The sequence below is a fragment of the Vibrio sp. 1CM23M genome, assembly GCF_023161755.1.
Lineage (GTDB): Bacteria > Pseudomonadota > Gammaproteobacteria > Enterobacterales > Vibrionaceae > Vibrio > Vibrio coralliirubri.
Map to the genome: position 1 here is coordinate 125119 of NZ_JALNTR010000001.1, position 20667 is coordinate 145785.

Sequence of the window (20667 nt, forward strand, 5' to 3'; positions counted from 1 at the left end):
GCTAATAAAGAAAGCTGCCAATACTGTTTTCATACAGGCAAGAATAGAAACGGGCGTTGTGATTGACTCACAACGCCCGTTAGATTTTTCGTTTAATTAACTAGAAGCGCTATCTAGAATAGACTCGCGAAGAACAGCTTAACGTAGTCCATTAAACGTTTGAACAAACCGCCCTGTTCAACCGCTTCAAGCGCGATCAAAGGCTGAGTTTGAACATCTTCACCATCAACAGTGTAATGAACCACACCTAGAGTTTGACCTTCTGCAATCGGCGCTTTCAGTTCAGAGTTAAGCTCGATAGATGCAGTCAGCTTTTTACTATCCGACTTAGGCAACGTAATGAACGTGTCTTCTGCCACACCTAGTTTCAATGTGTCTTGCTCACCAAACCATACCTTCTCTTCAGCCACTTGATCGCCGCCTTTGTGCGGGTTTAGTGTATCGAAGAAACGGAAACCATAGCTCAATAGCTGTTTGCTGTCTGATTCACGGCTCTTAACGCTTGATGCGCCCATCACAACCGCGATAAGTCTCATCTCACCTTGTGTCGCTGAACTCGCCAAACTGTAGCCAGCACCGGAGGTGTAGCCCGTTTTCATGCCATCAACGGTTAAGCTTCTATCACGCAACAAGCCATTACGGTTGTGCTGTGTGATGCCGTTGTAACTGAAAGAGCGTTCGCTGTATAAGCCATACACATCCGGTAAATCACGAATAATGGCACGACCGAGTAGCGCGATATCATAAGGAGTCGAATAGAGATCGTCAGCGTCTAAACCATGTGCATTGGCAAAATGGGTGTTTTCTAGCTTCAGAGAGGTCGCCCAAGAGTTCATCAGGTCAACGAATGCATCTTGCGAGCCCGCAACGTGTTCCGCAATAGCAACACTTGCATCGTTACCGGATTGAATAATCAAACCACGGTAAAGATCCATCATTGCTACATCGGTGTTTACTTCGATGAACATTTTTGAGGAGTCTGGGAAGTTCTTCGCCCACGCATTTTCGCTGATTCGTACCTGATCATCAGCAGAGATATTGCCTCGCTTCATCTCTTGACCTGCCACATAGCTGGTCATCAGTTTGGTCAAGCTTGCTGGGTTTAACTTCGTGTGTGCGTTTTTTTCTACCAGCACATCACCAGAATTAAAATCAATTAACACATACCCTTTTGCGCCTAGGCTAGGTGGGCTTGGTACTATAGAAGGTGCTGCGATAGCTGAATTACTTACCATCGCTGCGTTACTTACAATGAATATACTTAATAGAGGGAGAGAGTATTTGGAAAACAGTTTCATTGAATCAAACCTAAGTTAACGTTTTGAGCAGTATAGACAAATGCTAGCAAAAGAAGCGCGAACTTTACGTTGCTTTACGTATTTGTACCATTCGTTACAAATAAAAAAGTATAATCTGCGATCTGACCATATTTTCCACAACTAATATTGACCCAATGAATGCATTCAACATCTAATACTATCGCTCAGGCATGCGTCTAAATAACATTTCCACAAAGCCAGTAATGCGCTGTTTGCTCTCGCTTGGCTCTAAATCAGGTTGAATGCCAGACTGTGCTAATGCTTGCCATTGTACGACCTCTGAGTTAGGTACGAAAAACGCAATGTACAACGACCCTTTCTCCACAACTTTACCTTCACCATCGTAAAATGGCACACCAGTAGATAGCTTAATCGCATCGAAGATAGACTCATCGTTCAGTTCCGATTCTTCCGCTAATCCAAAGCCTACAACAACATCGCCGACACCATTCTGCTTTAACTGGTAACCTTTACTTGAGAGTTGTTCTTGAATCGAGTCCCGCACTAAGTCGGTCACCACGGTTTCATCATATTTTTGAGAAAGGTAAACCTTTTCAGATTCAGGGTGCCAGGAGTACGTCATCACGCCGTGTTTCATGAAATCAAAGTCACCGCTAGTGACCACACCATAATTGTGTGTGGGTGGTATTTCTTGCGAAGTGCATGCAATCACCCCAATAGCCATCAAAGCCAACAGTACTACTTTTTTTATGCTTTTTGTTGCACAAATGGATCGTTTTATCATTCGAGGCTTCCTTACCTATATAAGAATAACTATCAATTCAACCTCCAACATAAATAGTAATTATGTTAATAGAAAGGTCATTAAACGTTTGCGTAATCGCTAACCTTCACTTCTGTCCGTTTTGGGGGTTTAATCACAAAAACAGAGTTGGTATAGTTCACCCCGTTAAACAAAACCAGACCATTCGAGGCACGGAGCTTCCTCAATCATCTCATGAAGAGAAGAATTGGTACCGACAAAGTATCGGCAAATTTAAGAGGGTCAAACAATGGAATTCAATATGGTTGAAATTTTAGGTTACGCTGCGTCTATTATGGTCGCAATTTCATTAACAATGAAAGATATCGTTCGTCTGCGTGTCCTTAACTTTATTGGCTGTGCACTCTTCACAGCATACGGCATCATGATTGACGCATGGCCAGTTGCAGCCACCAACGGCTTTATCGCTTGTGTAAACATCTACTTCCTTGCAAAAATGCAAAAGGAAAAAAAAACGGAAGCGATGAAAGCAGCGAAAGCTTAAATTAGCGATTAGCCTTTCAAATAATTCTGAAAAAGCCCAAATAGAGCGATCTATTTGGGCTTTTTTGTGTCTGTCGTTCTCAAGAACTCGATTTGTGTGCACAAAACTTTTCAATCCAACGAGTCTTTCAACCAATCACATGTAAGCAACGTGATATTCGTTCTCTCGATACGCTTGAGTGTTGTTACGTCCACTCTCTTTTGCTTGATAAAGCGCTTTGTCGGCTTTATCGATAGCGGTTTCAATGTCAGTCAGTGCTTGTGTATGGCAACACCCAGCGCTGATAGTCACTGGCGACACCAAGCCTTGAAGTTGCTCAACACATAGCCGTAACGCCTCTGATAATTCGAATAACTCATGTTCATCACAATCAAACGTCACCAAAATAAACTCTTCACCGCCATAGCGTGCAATCAAACGACGACGGTTAACAAATCTCTTAAGTGACTTTGCGACCGCACAGATAACTCGATCGCCTTGAGCGTGACCATATTGATCGTTGACCCGTTTGAAATGGTCAATATCAAGCAAGATGACGCCGACATTCGTTATCGGATAAGGTGAATTCTGAGTAATTTTCAGTTTTAGCTGCTCGATAAAACTCCGTCGACTAGGAAGCCCAGTAAGGTAATCTAGGCTTGCCACATCCAAGATTTTGAGATGACGATGCCGCAGGTAAAGAACCAACACGACAATAATGCTCAACAAACTTACAACCAAAGCCATCAAACTAATAAACAACAGGCTATGATTTCGATTAAGCTCTTGCTCTAAGATACCTGCAGAAATGACCCAATTAAGATAAGGGTAAAACTTATAGAAGATTTTTTTGTTGGTCGTGCCACTATCACTGGAAATCGAGTAACTGAATTGACCTTCTGGTTTGGTGGCGATTCGATCAATAAGCAGTTCAGACGAGTAGCCTATTAAGGATTTCAATGATTTATGTTCATAATCCGGATGAAGCACTAAGTTACCTTGCAGATCGACAATGTATACATATCCGCTATCACCAAACGCGTACTTTCTAAGTTTGTCTTTTAAACCTTCAAGATCGACCAAATACATCAGTTCTTCTTTATAGGTCGTCGCAACCAAAGTGTTGCCACTCGGGAGCCTCATCGAATAAGCGACTTTGGCTCTACGGCTTATTTCATGAGGATTAGCGTGAAAGTACTCGATCATGCCAGAGTCAATAGTGAGCTGTTTTTGGATATGAGTAAGATGTCCGCGCTTCTGACCTTGCAAGAATGGATGATAAAGGTGGACGCCTTGGGGTGACATCAAATAGATATAACCCGATTGTCCAATATGCAATTCACGGGCAATTTGGCTTACCTGTTCAACTTCTTGTTCTGGCGTGGTATGCCATACATGAGACGCAACGGTATCCGTAATTCCTTTAAGATATGTCTTTATCGCCTCATTCACTGTGGTGTCGACAATATCGTAACTCGCGTTCACAATCGTACGAAAAAACAGTTGGTTAGATTCCAACAATGACCTTTCAGTTCGATTAAATTGAAAGGCAGAAAGAATCATCGACACGACGGCGAGCGCAATTGAAAAATTAAGAATGTATTTACGTCTGACTTTCAAGATTACCCCGTAGATTTATAATTTCAGGTAACGCTGTGACTTCTCTTATATACAGACTGTTTTATATCATGTTTTTATTTTTTACTGAACGAGTGTCGATATTTTCAAGGGTTTCTATACGCAATCTGTGACTTATGACAAAAACGCCGAACTGGATTCAGTTCGGCGTTTTAATTTTACGTTTAAATTGATGACTTAATTTATACTAACATCCTGATAAATAGACTTAAAAGCATTCGCATTTATTACCTATTACTACGCTCTATTGTCTATAAAGAGATTACTTAGCATTAAATTAAGAACAAACTTGAGTCCAGCTACCGTCGCTACCCGGTTCAGAACTTGTCCACCAGTTTGCTTGATAAACACTACCGTTATGAACCACTTGGTCGCCTGTGTTTGCGTGGCTTGGGTTACCCGCCCAATCTTTCTGAGGTAAGTCTGGGTAAACCGCTAAACCTGCTGTATCACATGTACCTGGGTTGGTGCCACCATCGCCAGGGTTACCGCCACCTGAACTGATATCACCTAATGGTAGATCTGGCTGCTCAAAGCTAAACGCGTAATCAACGCCACCGACATTCACCGCGTAGTTAGCAGGGCCAGAAATTGGCAAGTAATACACCATGTCTAACTCATACACACCGCCAGCAGGAAGCTCTTCCCATGTAGGTAAAGTAAATGCCACTCGGTGCATGGTTCCATCTAACCCACCGATGTTATCCGCACGAGTATGACCTGAAGCAATCACGGTCAAACCACCACCCGATTGATCTTTCGCGTTATCAGGTGCAGATACTGGGATATCGAATTGGAACTCAGTTCCACCCGGAAGAGCTTGCCCTGTGTTGTTCGTGAACGTGATCTTAGGGTTAATTGGGTAGTTTTGGTCACCCACTTTGAAGCCACCAACCGATACCGAAATATCTAATGCTTCTGTTGGAATAGCACCCGTCGCTACTTTGTTTCCGTATGGAGTCGCAGACTTAAACTTATCGTAGATAGCTTTCGTCATGGTGTTACCCATGTGGAACTCACCGTTACCACTATTACACGCTTGCTCAGTCGTATCGATAGAGGTTCGGTTGCCATTCGCATCGAGTACATAACAGTTGTAATCCCCTGCTAGTTCCCAGAACATGATGCCGCCGATCTCTTTGTCGATAACGTAGTCCGCTTTCACGTCGATAGACTGTTTATCTTCCGTTGAAAGGAATACGCCCTTCTCTGCGTTCCACAACCAAGGCGCAACCGCCACGCTGTCATAGTTTCTCGTGTAAGTGCCAGTTAGAACATCTGAAGGATCATTCACTGGATCAAGCTTGTAAGCTTCAGCGTAAGAACCCCAAATACCTTTCTCTAGGTTCTTCGCATGCCACATTGGGTTAGAACCCGCGCCCATTTCGTTGCCTTTTGGATCGGTATCGTGCCACATGTTATCGATACCAATAGCGCCATGGCCACAGTTGTTTTTCTCGCCTTCCCCAGTGCCCGCTGAACATTCAGATTGGTTTGGCAGTGCTGCTCGGCCCCAAAGACCATTCTCACCACCCGTTACGCCTTGCCAACCACGAGTGTAGTAAGGCACACCGATGTTAATACGGCCTGCTGGCATAGAACCACGGAAGTAATGGTAAGCCCAATCCGTGTTCAGATAACCAATACCACCGTAAGCCGCCGTGCCGTAAACGTTCCATTGCGCTAGCTCTGAATCTTTACCTGTATCAAACAAGGCTGCGTTATGACCTACGTGATCGTTCCACGCACCGTGAAGGTCGTAAGACATGATGTTCACGTAATCGAGGTACTTGGTTACATCGAATGTTTCCATACCGCGTAACAGGTAACCAGAAGAAGGCGCCGCGATCGTTAACATGTAGTGATTGCCATCTTGCGCAGAGGCTGCATCAAGCTTCTCACGTAGCACTTTCATCAACACTTGGTACGAAGCCCATAGGTATTGACGACGCGGCTCCATGAAGTCTTTGTCGTATGGATTACCGGCACCTGCCATTGAGGTTGGGTATTCGTAATCGATATCCAGACCATCGAACTGGTATTTACGCAACATTTCAACCGCGGAAGTGGCGAATGTTTCGATACCTTGATGATTGATAGAGCCATCGGCATTGGTTGTCATTGTGTAGAAACCGCCATCAGCCACTCGACTGCCGTCAGTCGCGAAGTGACCACCGGTTTCTGCCCAACCACCGATTGAGATTAGCGTTTTCACGCCATGTTTTTTCTTCGCTGTCGCTAATGCACCAAAGTGACCTTTGAAGCCTAATGCAGGATCAACTTCCACACCCGGCCACTCTTTGCCAACCGCTGCGTTTTCAGGATCATTCACATCACCGACGTTTACTTTGCCATCTGAGCCGATGCTCACAAAAGCGTAGTTAATGTGTGTGAGTTGTTCCCAAGGGATGTCATTTACTAAGTAAGCCGCTTGTGGGTCATCCCCTGCACGCCAACTTGTGAAGTAACCAATAACACGACGTGGGTGATCCGCGCCCATTTTCTCACGACCTTCATCATCGTAAATCGTACAGTAAGGAACATCGACACCTTGAGTTTGATATAAGCCATCAGGGCGACATGTGCTCACTGTTGGAGCGCCATTCACAGTCAACGATGCCAACGCAGAATCTGCAGTCGCACCTTGGTCGTCTGTTGCTTTTGCGTAAACCGCTAAAGAACCCGCTTGAGTCGTTGTGTAATCTAACGTGTAAGGGCTCGTTGCTGCTGTACCCACAAGAGCACCCGCTACGTAGAAATCAACCTTATCAACCGTGCCATCGCTATCTGCTGCCGTTGCTGTCAGTGTGACTACACCACCAACATCAACAGATGTCACTGAAAGTGCAACTGAAACTGTCGGTGCTTCATTCCCTGGTTGTGCTGAATCAACAGAGACAGAAACCGCACTTGCAACACTTGCTGCGCCTTCATTATCCGTTGCAACAACAGAAACCTGATGATTACCCGACGTTGCAGCCCAAGTCGCTTCGAAAGGTGCCGCTGTGACTACCGCAACTGATGTGCCATCAACAAAGAACTCAACCGAAGCCACACTGCCATCAGAATCTAGTGCTGTTGCACTCAATACAACATTATCGCCTTCAGTAATCACGTCAGAAGCAGAGGGTGCCGTTAATGAAGCCGTTGGTACTTCATTTGGCGTACCGCCACCTCCGTCGCCGCTACACACATCGACTTTCTTCCATTGTGCGTAGTCGCCTTCAAATTGGCTTGGGTTGTTATTTTGATTCCAGTAATTTGCCGTATAAGCACTGCCGTCATGTGAAACCTGATCACCACCTGTGTATACAGTGGCAGAGTCCCACGTTTCTAACGTTGAGCAATCCACAGCCGCATAGCTGTTGAACGCCATTAAGCATGACGCGGTGAGCGTACTGAGTGTAAAAACCTTCTTGGCCACTCTTCCTTGATTTAGGTGCATGTTAGCTATCCCTTAAGTTGTTGTTTCAAGATGTTTAATTTAAATGGGACTTTCCTCGCCACTTAAATCTCTTCGCAAAACAACTGTAGGTAACAGCGCCAATTTAACACCTAAAATATTCAGTATTTATAAAATGACTCGCATTAATTTGTTTATAGCATGCAATGAGTCGACACTTATTTTGCACCAACAACTAATATTAATTTATTTCGGAAAGCTAAAAAATAACGTCTCAAAAATCAGAAATGTGATTTGGATTCGAGAAAAAAATTCGTATCAAAACTAGCCAAAAAGTAGTGATTTAAAGGCGATTTGGGATTCTTTTGGGAATTCGCCCACTTTTTGATAACAAATGTGTTAGTATCGGCGGCTTTTTTGACGAACCTCACATTTCTATGCAAGTGTGGGAGAAATACATAGGCTTGAAAGAGCCAAATATAGCGAAGAAATAATGTCCAACTTGACGCAAGTCGCCAACGAAAACATCAACGCAGAATCTACTTCTATCGATTTCAATAAAGCTCAATCTTTGGGTGAAAAACTGGAACTCGGAAACCCAGTCTTTTGGCTTAGTGGCAGTTTTTTAACCCTCTTTGTCATCCTAGCCTTCACCAACACCTCCGTGTTGTCCGAACTTGTAAACATCGGCTTTAGTTATTCAACTAAATGGTTCGGTGCTTTCTGGCAAGTCCTACTACTTCTCAACTTCATTATCGGTTTAGTGCTTGCACTAGGTCGCACCGGCCACGTTCGCTTAGGAACGCTTGCTCTACCTGAAATGACCACCTTTAAATGGATGTCTATCGTCCTATGTACGTTGCTAGCCGGCGGTGGTGTGTTCTGGGCAGCCGCAGAGCCTATCGCTCACTTTGTTTCAGCTCCGCCACTGTATGGCAACGCAGATCCTCAAGCGATGGCGTTCAATGCTCTATCACAATCTTTCATGCACTGGGGTTTCCTTGCATGGGCAATCTTAGGTGGCTTGTCTTCCATCGTGTTAATGCACCTGCATTACGACAAAGGTCTTCCTCTTAAGCCACGCACGCTGCTTTACCCAGTACTTGGTGACAAAGCGATTAACAGCTGGGTTGGTAACGTTGTCGACGCATGCAGCATCGTGGCTGTAGCCGCAGGTACTATCGGCCCTATTGGCTTCCTCGGCCTACAAATAAGCTACGCGCTAAGCGAGCTGTTTGGCATTTCAGACAGCTTTGCAACACAAAGTGTCGTTATTATCTTTGCTATCGCAATGTACACACTTTCTGCTTTGAGTGGTGTGAACAAAGGTATCCAACTAGTAAGCCGTTACAACATCATCTTGTCTGTGTGTCTAATCGGCTACATCCTTCTTGTTGGCCCAACGAGCTTCATCGTTGATGGTTACCTGCAAGGTATGGGCGAAATGGTTGATAACTTCATCCCAATGGCGCTATACCGCCAAGATACAGCGTGGCTAGGTGGCTGGACGGTATTCTTCTGGGGTTGGTTCTTAGGCTATGGCCCAATGATGGCTATCTTCATTGCTCGTATTTCACGAGGCCGTACTATTCGCCAAATGATCGTTTCTATCAGCATCGTTGCACCGCTTGTAACGTGTTTCTGGTTCAGCATCGTTGGTGGTAGTGGTCTAGCGTTTGAATTAGAGAACCCAGGTGTGATTTCTAGTGCGTTCGAAGGCTTCAACCTTCCTGCGGTTCTTCTAGCAATTACCGCGCAACTGCCGTTCCCAACTCTGATTGCAATTCTGTTCCTGATCCTGACGACCACGTTCATCGTGACAACAGGTGACTCAATGACTTACACCATCAGTGTAGTAATGACGGGCACGACAGAGCCGAACGCAGCGGTACGTACCTTCTGGGGTATCATCATGGGTGCGGTAGCGATCGCACTTATCTCAATGGGCTCTGGCGGCATTTCTGCCCTACAGTCGTTCATTGTAATCACTGCGGTTCCTGTTTCGTTCATCTTACTGCCATGCTTATGGCACGCTCCGAAGATCGCGAAACAGATGGCAAGAGATCAAGGTCTCGCTTAATACCTAATCCGATTTAGTTTCGGATAATCTAGAACACTAAAAAGCCACTCAAGTGATTCACCTGAGTGGCTTTGTTTTATCTGTTCGTTACTTGTATCGACGAATGCTTATTTCTACCGATAATTCAGCTTATTGAAACTTTTCACCCGCAGCAACCATGAATGACATCTCAACCAATAGTTCAGGATTAGCAAGTTCTGCTTTCACGCATGCACGGCTTGGCGCACAACCTTCAGGGAACCACGCTTCCCAAACTTCATTCAGTGCATCAAAGTTAGCGAAATCCGTTAGGTAAATAGTTACCGACAATACGCGAGATTTATCACTGTCTACCAAACTCATCATTTCTTCAGCTTGTTCGAAGATTTGCTGAACCTGACTCTTAATTCCTGCTGTTGTATCCGTCTCTGCCACTTCCACAAAGCTTGCGATACCGTTAAAAACAGTCACATCAGACCAACGCTTGGTCGGGTTAATTCTATGGATTTTCACTGGTTATACTCTTCTTATAATTAGGGTGAACATCAGCGTAATCTAATCCAAATCATGAATATTGAAAACAAAAATTGGAAAACTCGCGGCACCTTTTGAACAGCACTATCGCCTACACACTCTTTAGGTTCTCAACGTCACTAGCCTTTGAGTTCCTATCGAGACAATAAGTCGTTACCTATTAAGTTTTTAGATAAATATATTAAGTATTATTCACAGCGCGAAATTTAATCTGAGCTATTGCGGTCATATTCAGGGATTTTATTAAATGGAGTACTTTTATGCATGTTCAAACCTATGATTTAAAACAGAGTAACGTCGGATACAACCTAGGCGTGATTGGCGTAGCATTGGTGTTAGCTTGGATTGGTATTTATAAGTTTACGCCAACCGAAGCGATGCTCATTGAACCGCTAATCGCAAATCATCCAGCAATGAACTGGCTTTACAATCTGTTCTCAGTGCAAGCTGTGTCTAACATGGTGGGTGGCGCGGAGATCGTTGTTGCGATTGGACTGATCGTTGGATTTAAGAAACCGACAATTGCTTTCTATTCAGGCATTGCGGCAGCGGCTATCTTTGCTGTGACACTTAGCTTCCTGATTACAACGCCAAACGCTTGGAAAGTATCGGATGGCATCTTAGTCACTAACTTCTTTTTAGTGAAAGACATCCTGTTTTTAGCGATCGCAATTAGCGTAATCGAACGGAATAAACCTCAGAAATAACTGTAAATCTAGAAGTGGCCAAAACCTAGAAGTAACCTTAAACCTTGAAATAAAAAGGCTCGAAGCTGGCTAGAAGGACGCTGCCAGCTTCTAATGTATAAAGATTTACTTTGCACTAGTATCGTGATTAAAGCGCTGTCTCGTTACCAATCCCCATTTTTCGTCTTGGTATTGATCTTCTACGTAATTATCTGAGGTGTAGTCGCTAACAACCTCTCTCCAGAACTTAACTGCATGCTCTGCGCCCAGTACTTGCTTGATCTCCCAACTGCCTTGGAGATGTTCAAACAACTCACAGATAAACTGCTTGCCGACTTTATTTTTTCTAAAATAAGGCACCACATAGAAGTCGCAAATCTCAAACTCATTTGGGGCTTTAGTTTCAATGGCTGTTAACGCAGCTGGAACACCGTCGATGTAAAGTAAATAGCCCGTTACGGTATCGCCAAGCGTCGGATAAATCTCAAACAAGCCATACTCGTCTGGCTTATCGCCGATGATCTTTGAAAACTCGGCCGCATAGCCCTGATACAAATTCGCATATACCTGCTGATTACCACTATAGACTGTCACAATGTTCATAAACTGATCTCTGTATTGTTTCACACCACAATTGGTGTTAGCTCATCTTGTCTAAATCTATTATCTCATTGATCATAGGACAAATAATAAATATCAAACAGTTACATCGTTACTTAAGTAGATATCGACTTACGATAATAGTTGGCATCTTGATGTTCTCCTTTGAACACCGCGTAGTTCTCAACATGCTCGACCAATTCAAAACCTGTATTGGATAAGATTTTGTTAGAACCGACATTGCCCACTAACGCATAGGCATCAACATATTTAAGGTTGGTCTGCTGCGTCAAATAGTCTAGAAACTGCTTTACTGCGTTAGACGCAATGCCTTTTGAAGCAAAGGAATGACCAACTCGATAGCCTAGCTCTCCACTGTCAGAGCTTTGGTCGATATCGTGAATGTTGATTCTTCCACATACAGTGCCATTGATGTCTTTGATCAACATAGGGATCATCTCACCGTTCTCATATTCAGTGAGAAAGCTCGTGATTTGCTCGGCAACACCCTCATAGGAATAGAAACGGTCTTCCCTAGCTGGGACAAATTGCTCAAACCACTCTCTATTTTCGACCTCAAAATCCAAGAGCGCACTTGCGTCATTCAGTTGAAGTAAGTGTAAAAATACATCCATGACAAATACTCTAATGTTTCCCTAAAAAGCCGCACCTTATGATTCATGAACCACGGCTTATTAATTCGGATTACGGTAAGTCTCTTAATTTCTTGGCAGGGTTGCCAGCGTAGATACCTTTTTCGGTGATGTCTTTGGTTACCACACTGCCCGCTCCGATTACTGCACCTTCACAAATGCTCACAGACAGAACCGTGGCGTTAGAACCGATCGTGACGTTATCAGCTATCAAGGTACGACCCCAGCTTTCAGGATTAGGATCTGGCCTGCCCTCTTTGAATAAGTCGTTGGCAAACATGACTCCGTGACCAACAAAGCAGTCACTTCCAATGGTCACATACTCACAGATAAAGGTGTGAGATTGAATCTTACTTCTCGCACCTATCACGGTGTTCTTTTGAATCTCAACAAAGGGCCCAACGAACACATCATCTTTAAGTTCACAACCATAAACGTTACTTGGTTCGATGATAGTGACATTCTCGCCACAGGTAATATCAGTAATCTGCGACTTTAATACTCTTGGACTTGCCATACTTCACTTCCTCTCGACATTAGCGTCACAATTCAACCTAAGCGATTGTGCCGTATGCATTAAAGTGCATCAAATAGATGTGTTGAGAGTTGGCAATGGATCAAAGATTCTGCATAAATTAAAACAGTCCTACCAATACAACTGACAACAGCACCCCACCGATAAAACTTGGGGCGTGGAATGGCTGAGCTTTAGCTCTAACGTACTCTTTTTGAAGGTCTTCTTGGTAAGTTTTAATGGCGAGTTCTTTTACGTAGTTATTTTGCATAATAAGCTCCTTCTTAATCAGTAAGAGAAGCTTAAGACTTGAAGTTAGGTTGAGGTAAAGCAAAAAATCAGATTAATTGATCACTTTATTTTTGTTACTCGAGGATTACTCTGAACACATCGTTATTCACGCCGCCAACATCGACTAACTCTCCCGGTTTCATTAGAAGCGAGGTGTTAAGCTGTCGTGTTGAACGTGGCTCTTTTGTTTCTCGAATCACTAACATATCGACAAAGTAGCCAGAGTCTTTCTTTGATATTGAGCCCGAAAACGTAACGCTTTCAACCCTATCGGCGAGGACTGAATTGAATGTTTTATCCTCTAAAACACCCGCAGAGATGGATGTATCACCATAAAATAGCGTAATGGTTGTTGGGTCGGGTACCAACTCTTGATTGGACGTACACCCTATTAGGGTAAGACATAGCAGTAAAATGGCTCGAAATTGCATAAACGGGTTTCTTTATTACGTTAAGCGTCTGTTTTTCATATTAAAACACTTCAACCTTATAAATACCATATTTACGGGATAAGCTTAGGTGTGTCGCTTCGATGGACTTGAGTAATGAGGTGAACGGATCAGATCACGGCCTGTTGAATTTGCTCCCTGTTTGGAAGTTAAAGCCGAGATCTGATCGATATTATCGAGAGGGGTTTAATTGATTTAAGCAACAACGTCTTGTGGAGGTGTCCCTTCACAGTTAGAAACGACAGCATCAATTTGTACTAAAGCATTCATTGGGATTTCTGAAACCCCGACTACCGTTCTTGCAGGTAGCTCAGCATTAAAGAATGTGGTGTAGATTTCGTTTACCGCATCAATATCTGAAATATCCTTAAGTTGAATATTAATTTTCACCGTATCGTCCATGCTATGGTCAACGCTTTCAATTATCGCCTTAATATTATTTAAGCATTGTTCAGCTTGTTCTTTTACACCACCAGCAACAATTTCATTTGTTTTCGGATCTAAAGGTAATTGTCCTGAAATATGATTGTAGTGAGAGAAAGCTACTGTGTGCGAATAAGGCATAAATGGTGCAGCATCGGTATTATTGGCTTCTATGACCAGTAAACGAGTGTCTTCAGGTAATTGTGGCGGTGTACCGTCGCCATGTGAAACGGATGTATCAATTTGAATTAAAGCACCCATTGGTAATTCAGCGGCATTAACAACGGTACGAGCAGGAACATAGCTTGGGAAGAATTTAGCACATACTTCATTTACCACTTCCGCGTCTGCGATATTTTTTAGGTAGATAGTCGTTTTAACCACATCATTCATGACATGACCGATACTTTCTAAAATAGCTTTGATGTTTGATAGACATTGTGCTGTTTGCGATTCGATACCACCATCAACCAACTCACCTGTGGTTACATCTATAGGCAACTGAGCTGAAAGATTGTTGTAGTGAGAAAAGGCTGCAGTCTGCGTGGACACAGTACTTTGAGGTGCATTATCCGTATTTCTTGATACCTTAACTAGTGCGCAAGGTGCTTGTGGTTTAGTGCCTTCACCGTTAGAAATGAGAGCATCCATTTGAACCAGCGCATCGCTGTTTGGCAGTGCAGCGACACCCACGACATTGCGTGTTGGCAGGCTGTTGTGGAAGAAGCTTTTGTAAACTTCATCAATAGCATCGATATCAGAAATATTCTTAACGAAAACATTAATCTTCACGACATCATCCATAACATGGTCGATGCTTTCAACAATCGATTTAATATTATTCAAACATTGTTCGGCTTGATCTTTAATATCACCGACGACTATTTCACCCGTTTTAGGGTCAATCGGAAGTTGAGCAGAAAAGTTATTATAATGAGAAAAAGCGACCGTTTGTGTAGATACAGAATTAATTGGTGCGTTTTCAGTGTTTCTTGAAATTTTAATGATATCGCTACTCATCGGTATTATCCTTTTAATAAAATAGGTATACGTATTTATATTTAACAATCGTATTTTGAAGAATGATTAAAGTAGCGCCATGTTAGTTTAATTGTTTTAGGAGAAACGTGATAACCGTCAGGCTATCACTTAACTATAAATCAGCACGTTACAGAATAATTAGTCACAACACGACTAATTATCCGCAATATGAACGCTAACCGAGTAATAAATTCTTTCTATTTTCAGATATATTCAACAATCATGAATACTATCTCAGACAGACTGAGGAATAATTTTAGTAATTTAGAAAGAATTTGATAGGTCGTTCACACTAAAGTTCTTAGAAACCGCTTACTGACTGTATTGTTTGATTTTTATTCTTATATACGTGCATAAAGTCTTAACCTAAATAACTAATTATTTTAGAGCGCTTTGACTATATAAATACATTAATAATAAATTAGAAATTCAAATACCAACATACTGAAGTTACCTACAATTCAATACATTTGCTCATCTTGATTAACAAGGGAGTGATGTTCTCATAAGTTGTCCCTTTTCTAAGCCCGCTCTCTCCACAACAGCCTGAGTAAATAGCTCATAGCTGAAACATGTTATGCATCAGACAAATAACTCTTATGTTTCAAGGTCATTATCCAACATATGCCCACCAAGATAGTATGCACGCAACATGAAGATCACTTATCGCTTCATTACGTTTAAATCTATTTGTCGACCTCGAAGAGAGTTCAATATCAATGATTAAACGAATGTGTTTAATCAACTTGAGGATTAGAAAGTGAACAAAAGAACAAAACTGTTAGGCCTGAGCCTAGTCATGACCTCCCTCTCTGCTCTTGCTAATGGTGGCTACATCACAGACCCAACCACTCACATTTCATTCAATTACGACAACGTGACCCTTGAGGTTGCTCAGCAAGAACTTGCAACATGCCAAGGTGTTGCTGAGTCAACGCTGACAGCACCTACAGACACCAAGAAAGGAAGCGGCGTAAAAGGCGCAGCGAAAGGGGCGGCGGCTGGCGCGGCGGCTGGCGCTATCTCTGGTGGCTCTGGCTCTGACGCAGCCAAGACTGGCGCGGCGATTGGTGTGGTATCCGGCAGAGTTAGCGGCCGACGAGCAGGGGCTCAGGCCGAAGAAGATAACAAAGCCATGTATGCGACGGTGTTGAGAAACTGCATGATTGATAAGAAATACAACGCCCTGAACTAAGGAGATTCGGCAATGACAAAGCGCCTTAAAACAAGAGTGTTAGCTGCTCTATTGGCAGGGTTTTCCGCTCCCTCTATGGCTGATATTGCGTTCGGCTTGGGGTATCAGGAGGGTGATAAACTCTCATCTCAATACGTCGACCTGATGTTTCGTGGTGACATATTTGAGATTGGTGGTGAGTACCAGCACAGAAATCGCGATGACATGCTGGAAGACATTAACGAAGACGCGATCAGTGACGGCATGGCGTTTGTAAAGGTCGGCGCAGGTTACAGCTTCCCGCTTAAACGCATCACGGTTCGCCCTTATTATAATTTCGGCATAGGTGGCGCTCAGCTCAGCGATAGGGCTGATGATGCGGCCAACCCTGACGCAACCTATTTCAACGCCCTCGGTGTATCGACTAAATGGAAATTTGCAGAGCTCAAAATGGAATGGAGAAACTATCAAGTGGACAGCGGGGAAGTGAACGGCGAGCCGCTAAAGTTCGACATTGATGAGGATACGTTTAACGTGTCTATTGGTATGGCATTCTAGCGATTGATTTTATGGGGCTAAACAAACTCGTTAGTGCAGTGAAGCCTTCTACTTTCTCCGGCCAATCAACAATATAACGAACTAAACCGCTCTTGGAGTCGTATTGAAGTGGCGCTTAAATTCGCGACTGAATTGGGATGGGCTCGAATAGCCGACTCGACGTGCAGCATCGCTGATTCTCAGGCCTTCTAGTTGAATCAGCTCTTTGGCTTTATTAAGTCTAACCTTCTTCAAGTATTGAAGAGGTGATTCAAAGGTGACATTACGGAATGCATTGTGGAAGGCAGACACACTCATGTTGGCTTCGTCGGCAAGCGATTGAACAGTGATGGTTTGGTCGTACTCTTCATGCACTTTAGAAAGCGCTTTGGCGACACGTGCGTAATGGCCATCATGATGAGCTAAATCAAACAGCACGCGCCCTTCTGAGCCAGTTAATGCGCGGTAGACAATCTCTGTCACCATGGCATCACCCAATATATTGGCTTCAATGTCACAATGCAGCGTTTTCACCAATCGGGTAAAGCTCTCTAGCATTTGCTCTTCCATTGGCGTCGATTCTAAGCCACTCGAGTTCTGTTTGTGCTTGTTGCAGTAGCTCTCTAGAAAGCCCTGGTCTTCGAGCTTTTTGACTAAGCTATGCAAGCGTTGAGAATCAATGCTAATCGACAAGCCAAGCAATGGCTCACCATTAACAGGCAAGGCTTCGCACTCTAGCGGCATTGGCACACCCACCACAAGATAATCACCCGCAGCGTAAGTCACTGGCCTTTCGCCAATGTAGATGTTCTTTTTGCCCTGTCCGAGCATGATAATGCCAGACTGGTAAGTAAATGGCTGACGCTGATTCCCGCCACTGCTTCTATACAACCACACACCGCTAATTTCAGTTTCTCTGATCCCTTCGAGATCATCCCAACCTTTATGTTCTACATAAGACTGTAATAAATGTGCGAGTGTTTTCATAAGTGGCGACTTTCCATTCCAAGTGCTAAGAGTAAGTAAGCTAAAGCAGAGGAAGAATATCAAGTTTGTAGAAATAGGCAATTTATTTGGAGGAACAGCTCTTCATTGACCTAGATTACTGTACTAATATGCAAATATAGAAATTGAGCAATAAACCAAAATAACAAATTTCGCTTTACACAAGGAATCTCTGATGCAATTTACTTACGTTAACCCTACTGTTATCCATTTCGGCCAAGGCCAAATCAACGCTATCAGCCAAGCGGTTGATACTTCAAAGAAAGTACTGGTCATCTACGGTGGCGGTTCGATCAAGAGCAACGGTGTTTACGACCAAGTTGTAGAATCTTTAAAAGATCACTCTTGGATTGAGTTCTCTGGCGTTGAAGCAAACCCAACCAAAGAGACGCTAGACAAAGCAGTCGCTCTTGTTAAAGAAGAAAACGTAGAGTTCATTATCGCTGTTGGCGGTGGTTCAGTAATCGACGGTTCTAAGTACGTTGCTGCAGCGGCTAAATACGACGGCGACGGTTGGGACATTCTAACGGGCCAACACCAAGTAACCGAAGCGACGCCAATCGGTGCGGTACTGACACTTCCTGCGACGGGTTCTGAATCTAACATGGGTGCGGTAATCACGCGTAAAGCGACTCAGGAGAAGCTTGCTTTCCTTAACCCTGCAGTACAGCCTAAGTTTGCGGTTATGGACCCAGACGTAATGAAGTCTCTGCCTGAACGCCAACTTATCAATGGTTTAGTTGATGCGTGGGTTCACGTATGTGAGCAATACATCACGATGCCAACAGACGCGATGGTTCAAGACGGTTACGCGGAAACACTGCTTAAGAACCTACTTGTACTGGGTAAGCAATACGACGAGCGTGACAACGATGCATGGCGTGCAAACCTAATGTGGACAGCAAACCAAGCGCTTAACGGCCTGATTGGTACGGGTGTTCCTCAAGATTGGGCAACTCACATGATTGGCCACGAATTCACTGCACTATGGCACGTAGACCACGCACGCTCACTTGCGATTGTTCAACCTTCACTACTTCGTAACCAAATCGAAGTGAAGCGCGGCAAGCTAGAGCAAATGGGTCGTAACGTATTTGGCCTAGAAGCGGGTGCTGATTTAGCAGAACGCACAATCGCTGCAATCGAAGCGTTCTACCACAGCCTAGACGTAGCAACCATGTTCGACGGCTACGAAACAAACAAAGCAACGGCGATTGACAACGTTGTCGCTCAACTTGAATCACACGGTTACCTGCAACTTGGCGAAAACCAAGCAATCACACCTGAGAAAACACGTGAGATTCTAGAGTCTGCGATTCACTAAGAATCGGGGAAATAGAGAGAAAGTAAAGATAGTGGTCATACAAAGATGAATATTCACATCTGACTGAACCCATTACTTTTTTCTTTCGTACAACAGAAGCAGCGTTCATTTTGGGCGCTGCTTTTTAATTTGCCCTACAAGATGCTATTAAATTCTCATAAGTCCCTAATTTTATGTGCAATCATATTTCTATATTGTTAAGGTAAACCTGTCTCTTTACTAGGTATGAACAACGATTTGAACAATCTCAAGGAAATGGTTAAGTTTAAGTCACTTAACAAGTGGTATGGTGATTTTCATGCCCTAAAGGATATCGATTTAAGTATTGAACAAGGAGAGATAGTGGTGATTTGCGGGCCGTCTGGTTCGGGGAAATCAACCTTGATCCGTTGCATCAATCAGCTAGAACCTTTCGAAAGTGGCGAACTTTCCGTGCTAGAACAAGTACTCCCGAGTAAGTTCAGCACACCAGGCCAAGTCGGAATGGTGTTTCAGCACTTTCATTTATTCCCCCACCTTACCGTGCTTGAGAACCTAACTCTTTCTCCAATACGTACACTTAAAAAAAGCAAACAAGAAGCCGAGAAGATAGCAATGCACTATCTCGAGCGTGTGCACATTGCAGAACAAGCCAACAAATATCCAGTGCAACTTTCTGGCGGCCAGCAACAACGCGTGGCTATCGCCCGTTCCCTGTGTATGAAGCCGGAATTACTCTTGTTTGACGAACCCACTTCAGCGCTTGATCCGGAGATGATCAACGAAGTGCTCGATGTGATGGTTGAACTGGCGAGCGAAGGCATCACCATGGTGTGTGTCACCCACGAAATGGGCTTTGCGAAACAAGTGGCCGACCGCGTTATCTTCATGGATGAAGGACAAATTGTGGAATCGAATACTCCACAATCGCTCTTTGAAAACCCTCAACATGAACGTACTCAAGCGTTCCTAAATCAGATCCTGACATATTGATGTTGATTCGAATTATTAAACCCGCCCTTTCCGCTCTAGTACAAATTGTTGTACTAGTGGCTGCTGTTGTTTGGATTCTCGATTCTGGCGCACAAACCATGGGATACAGCTGGCAATGGGAGCGCGTGCCGGACTATATTGCTTTCTATGAAGATGGCGAATGGTGGCCTGCAGAGTTAGTTGAAGGGCTACTGGTTACCATCAATATCTCTCTGATTTCTTTGGTCGCGACACTGATCATCGGCTTAACGACGGCGCTATTGAGAAACTCAAATTCTGTAGTTGGACGCACCTTAGCCACCAGCTATGTTGAGTTAATTCGTAACACGCCGTTATTAGTACAAATTTATTTGCTCTATTTTGTGTTTGGCCCCGTTTTAGGGCTGGATCGTTTTAGCACTGCCGTTTTAGCCTTGGCACTTTTCCAAGGCGCTTACACCGCCGAAATCTTCCGTGCTGGTTTAAATGGTATTGCGAGAGGACAATTTGAAGCAGCTCAATCTTTGGGTTTATCAAAGACCTATACTTACTGGGATGTGATTCTTCCTCAGGTAGTGCAACGCACCTTGCCACCTTTGACTAACGAAGTGATCTCTCTTATCAAAAACTCTTCGATTGTGAGTGTCATGGCTATCTTTGACCTAACAACAGAAGCCAGAAACATCGTTTCTGAAACCGCGATGCCATTTGAGATTTGGTTCTCTGTGGCGATCATTTATCTTGCACTTACACTTTCACTTTCTGCCGTTGCAGCTTGGCTTGAGCATAAGCTCGGAGCTAACTGGCGAACACAATAAG

Annotated in this window: 20 protein-coding genes; 8 read left to right on the plus strand and 12 right to left on the minus strand. The window is 43.7% G+C overall.

Annotated elements, in window-relative coordinates:
* Positions 1-113 precede the first annotated feature (113 nt).
* Both MSG35_RS00560 and MSG35_RS00565 read right to left on the minus strand, forming a co-directional pair.
* Positions 114-1298, minus strand: a complete 1185-nt coding sequence (locus MSG35_RS00560; RefSeq protein WP_050651717.1) for a D-alanyl-D-alanine carboxypeptidase family protein — start codon at positions 1296-1298, stop codon at positions 114-116.
* Between the two features lie 178 nt (positions 1299-1476).
* Positions 1477-2064: a DUF4136 domain-containing protein gene (locus MSG35_RS00565; protein WP_248382442.1), complete on the minus strand. Its 588-nt coding sequence runs from the start codon at positions 2062-2064 to the stop codon at positions 1477-1479.
* Positions 2065-2332: 268 nt separating this feature from the next.
* Between MSG35_RS00565 and MSG35_RS00570 the strand changes: the two genes are divergently transcribed.
* On the plus strand, positions 2333-2587 hold the full coding sequence (locus MSG35_RS00570) for a YgjV family protein (protein WP_017068159.1): 255 nt from the start codon (positions 2333-2335) through the stop codon (positions 2585-2587).
* Positions 2588-2722: 135 nt separating this feature from the next.
* Here the strand turns inward: MSG35_RS00570 and MSG35_RS00575 are convergent, their stop codons facing one another.
* The gene (locus MSG35_RS00575; protein WP_050646202.1) at positions 2723-4186 is read right to left on the minus strand and encodes a sensor domain-containing diguanylate cyclase; all 1464 of its coding nucleotides are present in this window, start codon (positions 4184-4186) and stop codon (positions 2723-2725) included.
* Positions 4187-4481: 295 nt separating this feature from the next.
* Positions 4482-7649 (minus strand): glycosyl hydrolase family 18 protein, encoded by a 3168-nt coding sequence (locus MSG35_RS00580; RefSeq protein WP_248367604.1) that lies wholly within the window; start codon positions 7647-7649, stop codon positions 4482-4484.
* 451 nt (positions 7650-8100) lie between these two features.
* Here MSG35_RS00580 and MSG35_RS00585 point away from each other — a divergent pair, with 451 nt between their 5' ends.
* Entirely contained in the window at positions 8101-9687 is a 1587-nt protein-coding gene (locus tag MSG35_RS00585) for a BCCT family transporter (protein WP_048606304.1), read from the plus strand.
* A gap of 129 nt (positions 9688-9816) precedes the next feature.
* On the opposite strand, the gene MSG35_RS00590 is transcribed toward MSG35_RS00585, so the two are convergent.
* The gene (locus tag MSG35_RS00590) at positions 9817-10179 is read right to left on the minus strand and encodes a RidA family protein (protein ID WP_017062654.1); all 363 of its coding nucleotides are present in this window, start codon (positions 10177-10179) and stop codon (positions 9817-9819) included.
* Between the two features lie 281 nt (positions 10180-10460).
* Here MSG35_RS00590 and MSG35_RS00595 point away from each other — a divergent pair, with 281 nt between their 5' ends.
* Positions 10461-10907, plus strand: coding sequence for a DUF417 family protein (locus tag MSG35_RS00595; RefSeq protein WP_248382443.1), 447 nt, complete (start codon positions 10461-10463; stop codon positions 10905-10907).
* A 105-nt stretch (positions 10908-11012) separates the two neighbouring features.
* Here the strand turns inward: MSG35_RS00595 and MSG35_RS00600 are convergent, their stop codons facing one another.
* From MSG35_RS00600 to MSG35_RS00625, 6 genes are all read right to left on the minus strand, one after another.
* Entirely contained in the window at positions 11013-11489 is a 477-nt protein-coding gene (locus MSG35_RS00600) for a hypothetical protein (protein WP_248367605.1), read from the minus strand.
* 113 nt (positions 11490-11602) lie between these two features.
* Positions 11603-12121 (minus strand): GNAT family N-acetyltransferase, encoded by a 519-nt coding sequence (locus MSG35_RS00605; protein WP_248382444.1) that lies wholly within the window; start codon positions 12119-12121, stop codon positions 11603-11605.
* A 70-nt stretch (positions 12122-12191) separates the two neighbouring features.
* Entirely contained in the window at positions 12192-12656 is a 465-nt protein-coding gene (locus MSG35_RS00610) for an acyltransferase (protein WP_050620653.1), read from the minus strand.
* Positions 12657-12774: 118 nt separating this feature from the next.
* Entirely contained in the window at positions 12775-12924 is a 150-nt protein-coding gene (locus tag MSG35_RS00615; protein ID WP_248382445.1) for a hypothetical protein, read from the minus strand.
* A 94-nt stretch (positions 12925-13018) separates the two neighbouring features.
* Positions 13019-13375 (minus strand): hypothetical protein, encoded by a 357-nt coding sequence (locus tag MSG35_RS00620; protein WP_248382446.1) that lies wholly within the window; start codon positions 13373-13375, stop codon positions 13019-13021.
* A gap of 213 nt (positions 13376-13588) precedes the next feature.
* Positions 13589-14836, minus strand: a complete 1248-nt coding sequence (locus MSG35_RS00625) for a RidA family protein (protein WP_050651724.1) — start codon at positions 14834-14836, stop codon at positions 13589-13591.
* Positions 14837-15617: 781 nt separating this feature from the next.
* Between MSG35_RS00625 and MSG35_RS00630 the strand changes: the two genes are divergently transcribed.
* Both MSG35_RS00630 and MSG35_RS00635 read left to right on the plus strand, forming a co-directional pair.
* Positions 15618-16052 (plus strand): hypothetical protein, encoded by a 435-nt coding sequence (locus MSG35_RS00630; protein ID WP_248382447.1) that lies wholly within the window; start codon positions 15618-15620, stop codon positions 16050-16052.
* 12 nt (positions 16053-16064) lie between these two features.
* Entirely contained in the window at positions 16065-16589 is a 525-nt protein-coding gene (locus MSG35_RS00635) for a hypothetical protein (RefSeq protein WP_248382448.1), read from the plus strand.
* Between the two features lie 81 nt (positions 16590-16670).
* Here the strand turns inward: MSG35_RS00635 and MSG35_RS00640 are convergent, their stop codons facing one another.
* A complete protein-coding gene (locus MSG35_RS00640) occupies positions 16671-17555 on the minus strand; it encodes an AraC family transcriptional regulator (protein WP_050646213.1) in 885 nt (294 codons plus the stop codon).
* A 193-nt stretch (positions 17556-17748) separates the two neighbouring features.
* On the opposite strand from MSG35_RS00640, the gene MSG35_RS00645 reads away from it, so the two are divergent.
* From MSG35_RS00645 to MSG35_RS00655, 3 genes are all read left to right on the plus strand, one after another.
* Positions 17749-18897 (plus strand): iron-containing alcohol dehydrogenase, encoded by a 1149-nt coding sequence (locus MSG35_RS00645; RefSeq protein ID WP_248382449.1) that lies wholly within the window; start codon positions 17749-17751, stop codon positions 18895-18897.
* Positions 18898-19122: 225 nt separating this feature from the next.
* Positions 19123-19869 (plus strand): amino acid ABC transporter ATP-binding protein, encoded by a 747-nt coding sequence (locus MSG35_RS00650; protein WP_282449796.1) that lies wholly within the window; start codon positions 19123-19125, stop codon positions 19867-19869.
* Positions 19869-20666 (plus strand): amino acid ABC transporter permease, encoded by a 798-nt coding sequence (locus MSG35_RS00655; protein ID WP_009845515.1) that lies wholly within the window; start codon positions 19869-19871, stop codon positions 20664-20666. Before MSG35_RS00650 ends, MSG35_RS00655 begins: the two co-directional genes overlap by 1 nt.
* The last annotated feature ends 1 nt before the right edge of the window (position 20667 follow it).

What these genes read in the sequence shown, in the direction of transcription:
- MSG35_RS00620 (WP_248382446.1), bottom strand. Translation starts at nt 13,375, where the DNA reads ATGCAATTTCGAGCCATTTTACTGCTATGTCTTACCCTAATAGGGTGT.
- MSG35_RS00610 (WP_050620653.1), bottom strand. Translation starts at nt 12,656, where the DNA reads ATGGCAAGTCCAAGAGTATTAAAGTCGCAGATTACTGATATTACCTGT.
- MSG35_RS00580 (WP_248367604.1), bottom strand. Translation starts at nt 7,649, where the DNA reads ATGCACCTAAATCAAGGAAGAGTGGCCAAGAAGGTTTTTACACTCAGT.
- MSG35_RS00655 (WP_009845515.1), top strand. Translation starts at nt 19,869, where the DNA reads ATGTTGATTCGAATTATTAAACCCGCCCTTTCCGCTCTAGTACAAATT.
- MSG35_RS00570 (WP_017068159.1), top strand. Translation starts at nt 2,333, where the DNA reads ATGGAATTCAATATGGTTGAAATTTTAGGTTACGCTGCGTCTATTATG.
- MSG35_RS00565 (WP_248382442.1), bottom strand. Translation starts at nt 2,064, where the DNA reads ATGATAAAACGATCCATTTGTGCAACAAAAAGCATAAAAAAAGTAGTA.
- MSG35_RS00560 (WP_050651717.1), bottom strand. Translation starts at nt 1,298, where the DNA reads ATGAAACTGTTTTCCAAATACTCTCTCCCTCTATTAAGTATATTCATT.
- MSG35_RS00625 (WP_050651724.1), bottom strand. Translation starts at nt 14,836, where the DNA reads ATGAGTAGCGATATCATTAAAATTTCAAGAAACACTGAAAACGCACCA.
- MSG35_RS00645 (WP_248382449.1), top strand. Translation starts at nt 17,749, where the DNA reads ATGCAATTTACTTACGTTAACCCTACTGTTATCCATTTCGGCCAAGGC.
- MSG35_RS00595 (WP_248382443.1), top strand. Translation starts at nt 10,461, where the DNA reads ATGCATGTTCAAACCTATGATTTAAAACAGAGTAACGTCGGATACAAC.
- MSG35_RS00650 (WP_282449796.1), top strand. Translation starts at nt 19,123, where the DNA reads ATGAACAACGATTTGAACAATCTCAAGGAAATGGTTAAGTTTAAGTCA.
- MSG35_RS00585 (WP_048606304.1), top strand. Translation starts at nt 8,101, where the DNA reads ATGTCCAACTTGACGCAAGTCGCCAACGAAAACATCAACGCAGAATCT.
- MSG35_RS00615 (WP_248382445.1), bottom strand. Translation starts at nt 12,924, where the DNA reads ATGCAAAATAACTACGTAAAAGAACTCGCCATTAAAACTTACCAAGAA.
- MSG35_RS00600 (WP_248367605.1), bottom strand. Translation starts at nt 11,489, where the DNA reads ATGAACATTGTGACAGTCTATAGTGGTAATCAGCAGGTATATGCGAAT.
- MSG35_RS00605 (WP_248382444.1), bottom strand. Translation starts at nt 12,121, where the DNA reads ATGGATGTATTTTTACACTTACTTCAACTGAATGACGCAAGTGCGCTC.
- MSG35_RS00640 (WP_050646213.1), bottom strand. Translation starts at nt 17,555, where the DNA reads ATGAAAACACTCGCACATTTATTACAGTCTTATGTAGAACATAAAGGT.
- MSG35_RS00635 (WP_248382448.1), top strand. Translation starts at nt 16,065, where the DNA reads ATGACAAAGCGCCTTAAAACAAGAGTGTTAGCTGCTCTATTGGCAGGG.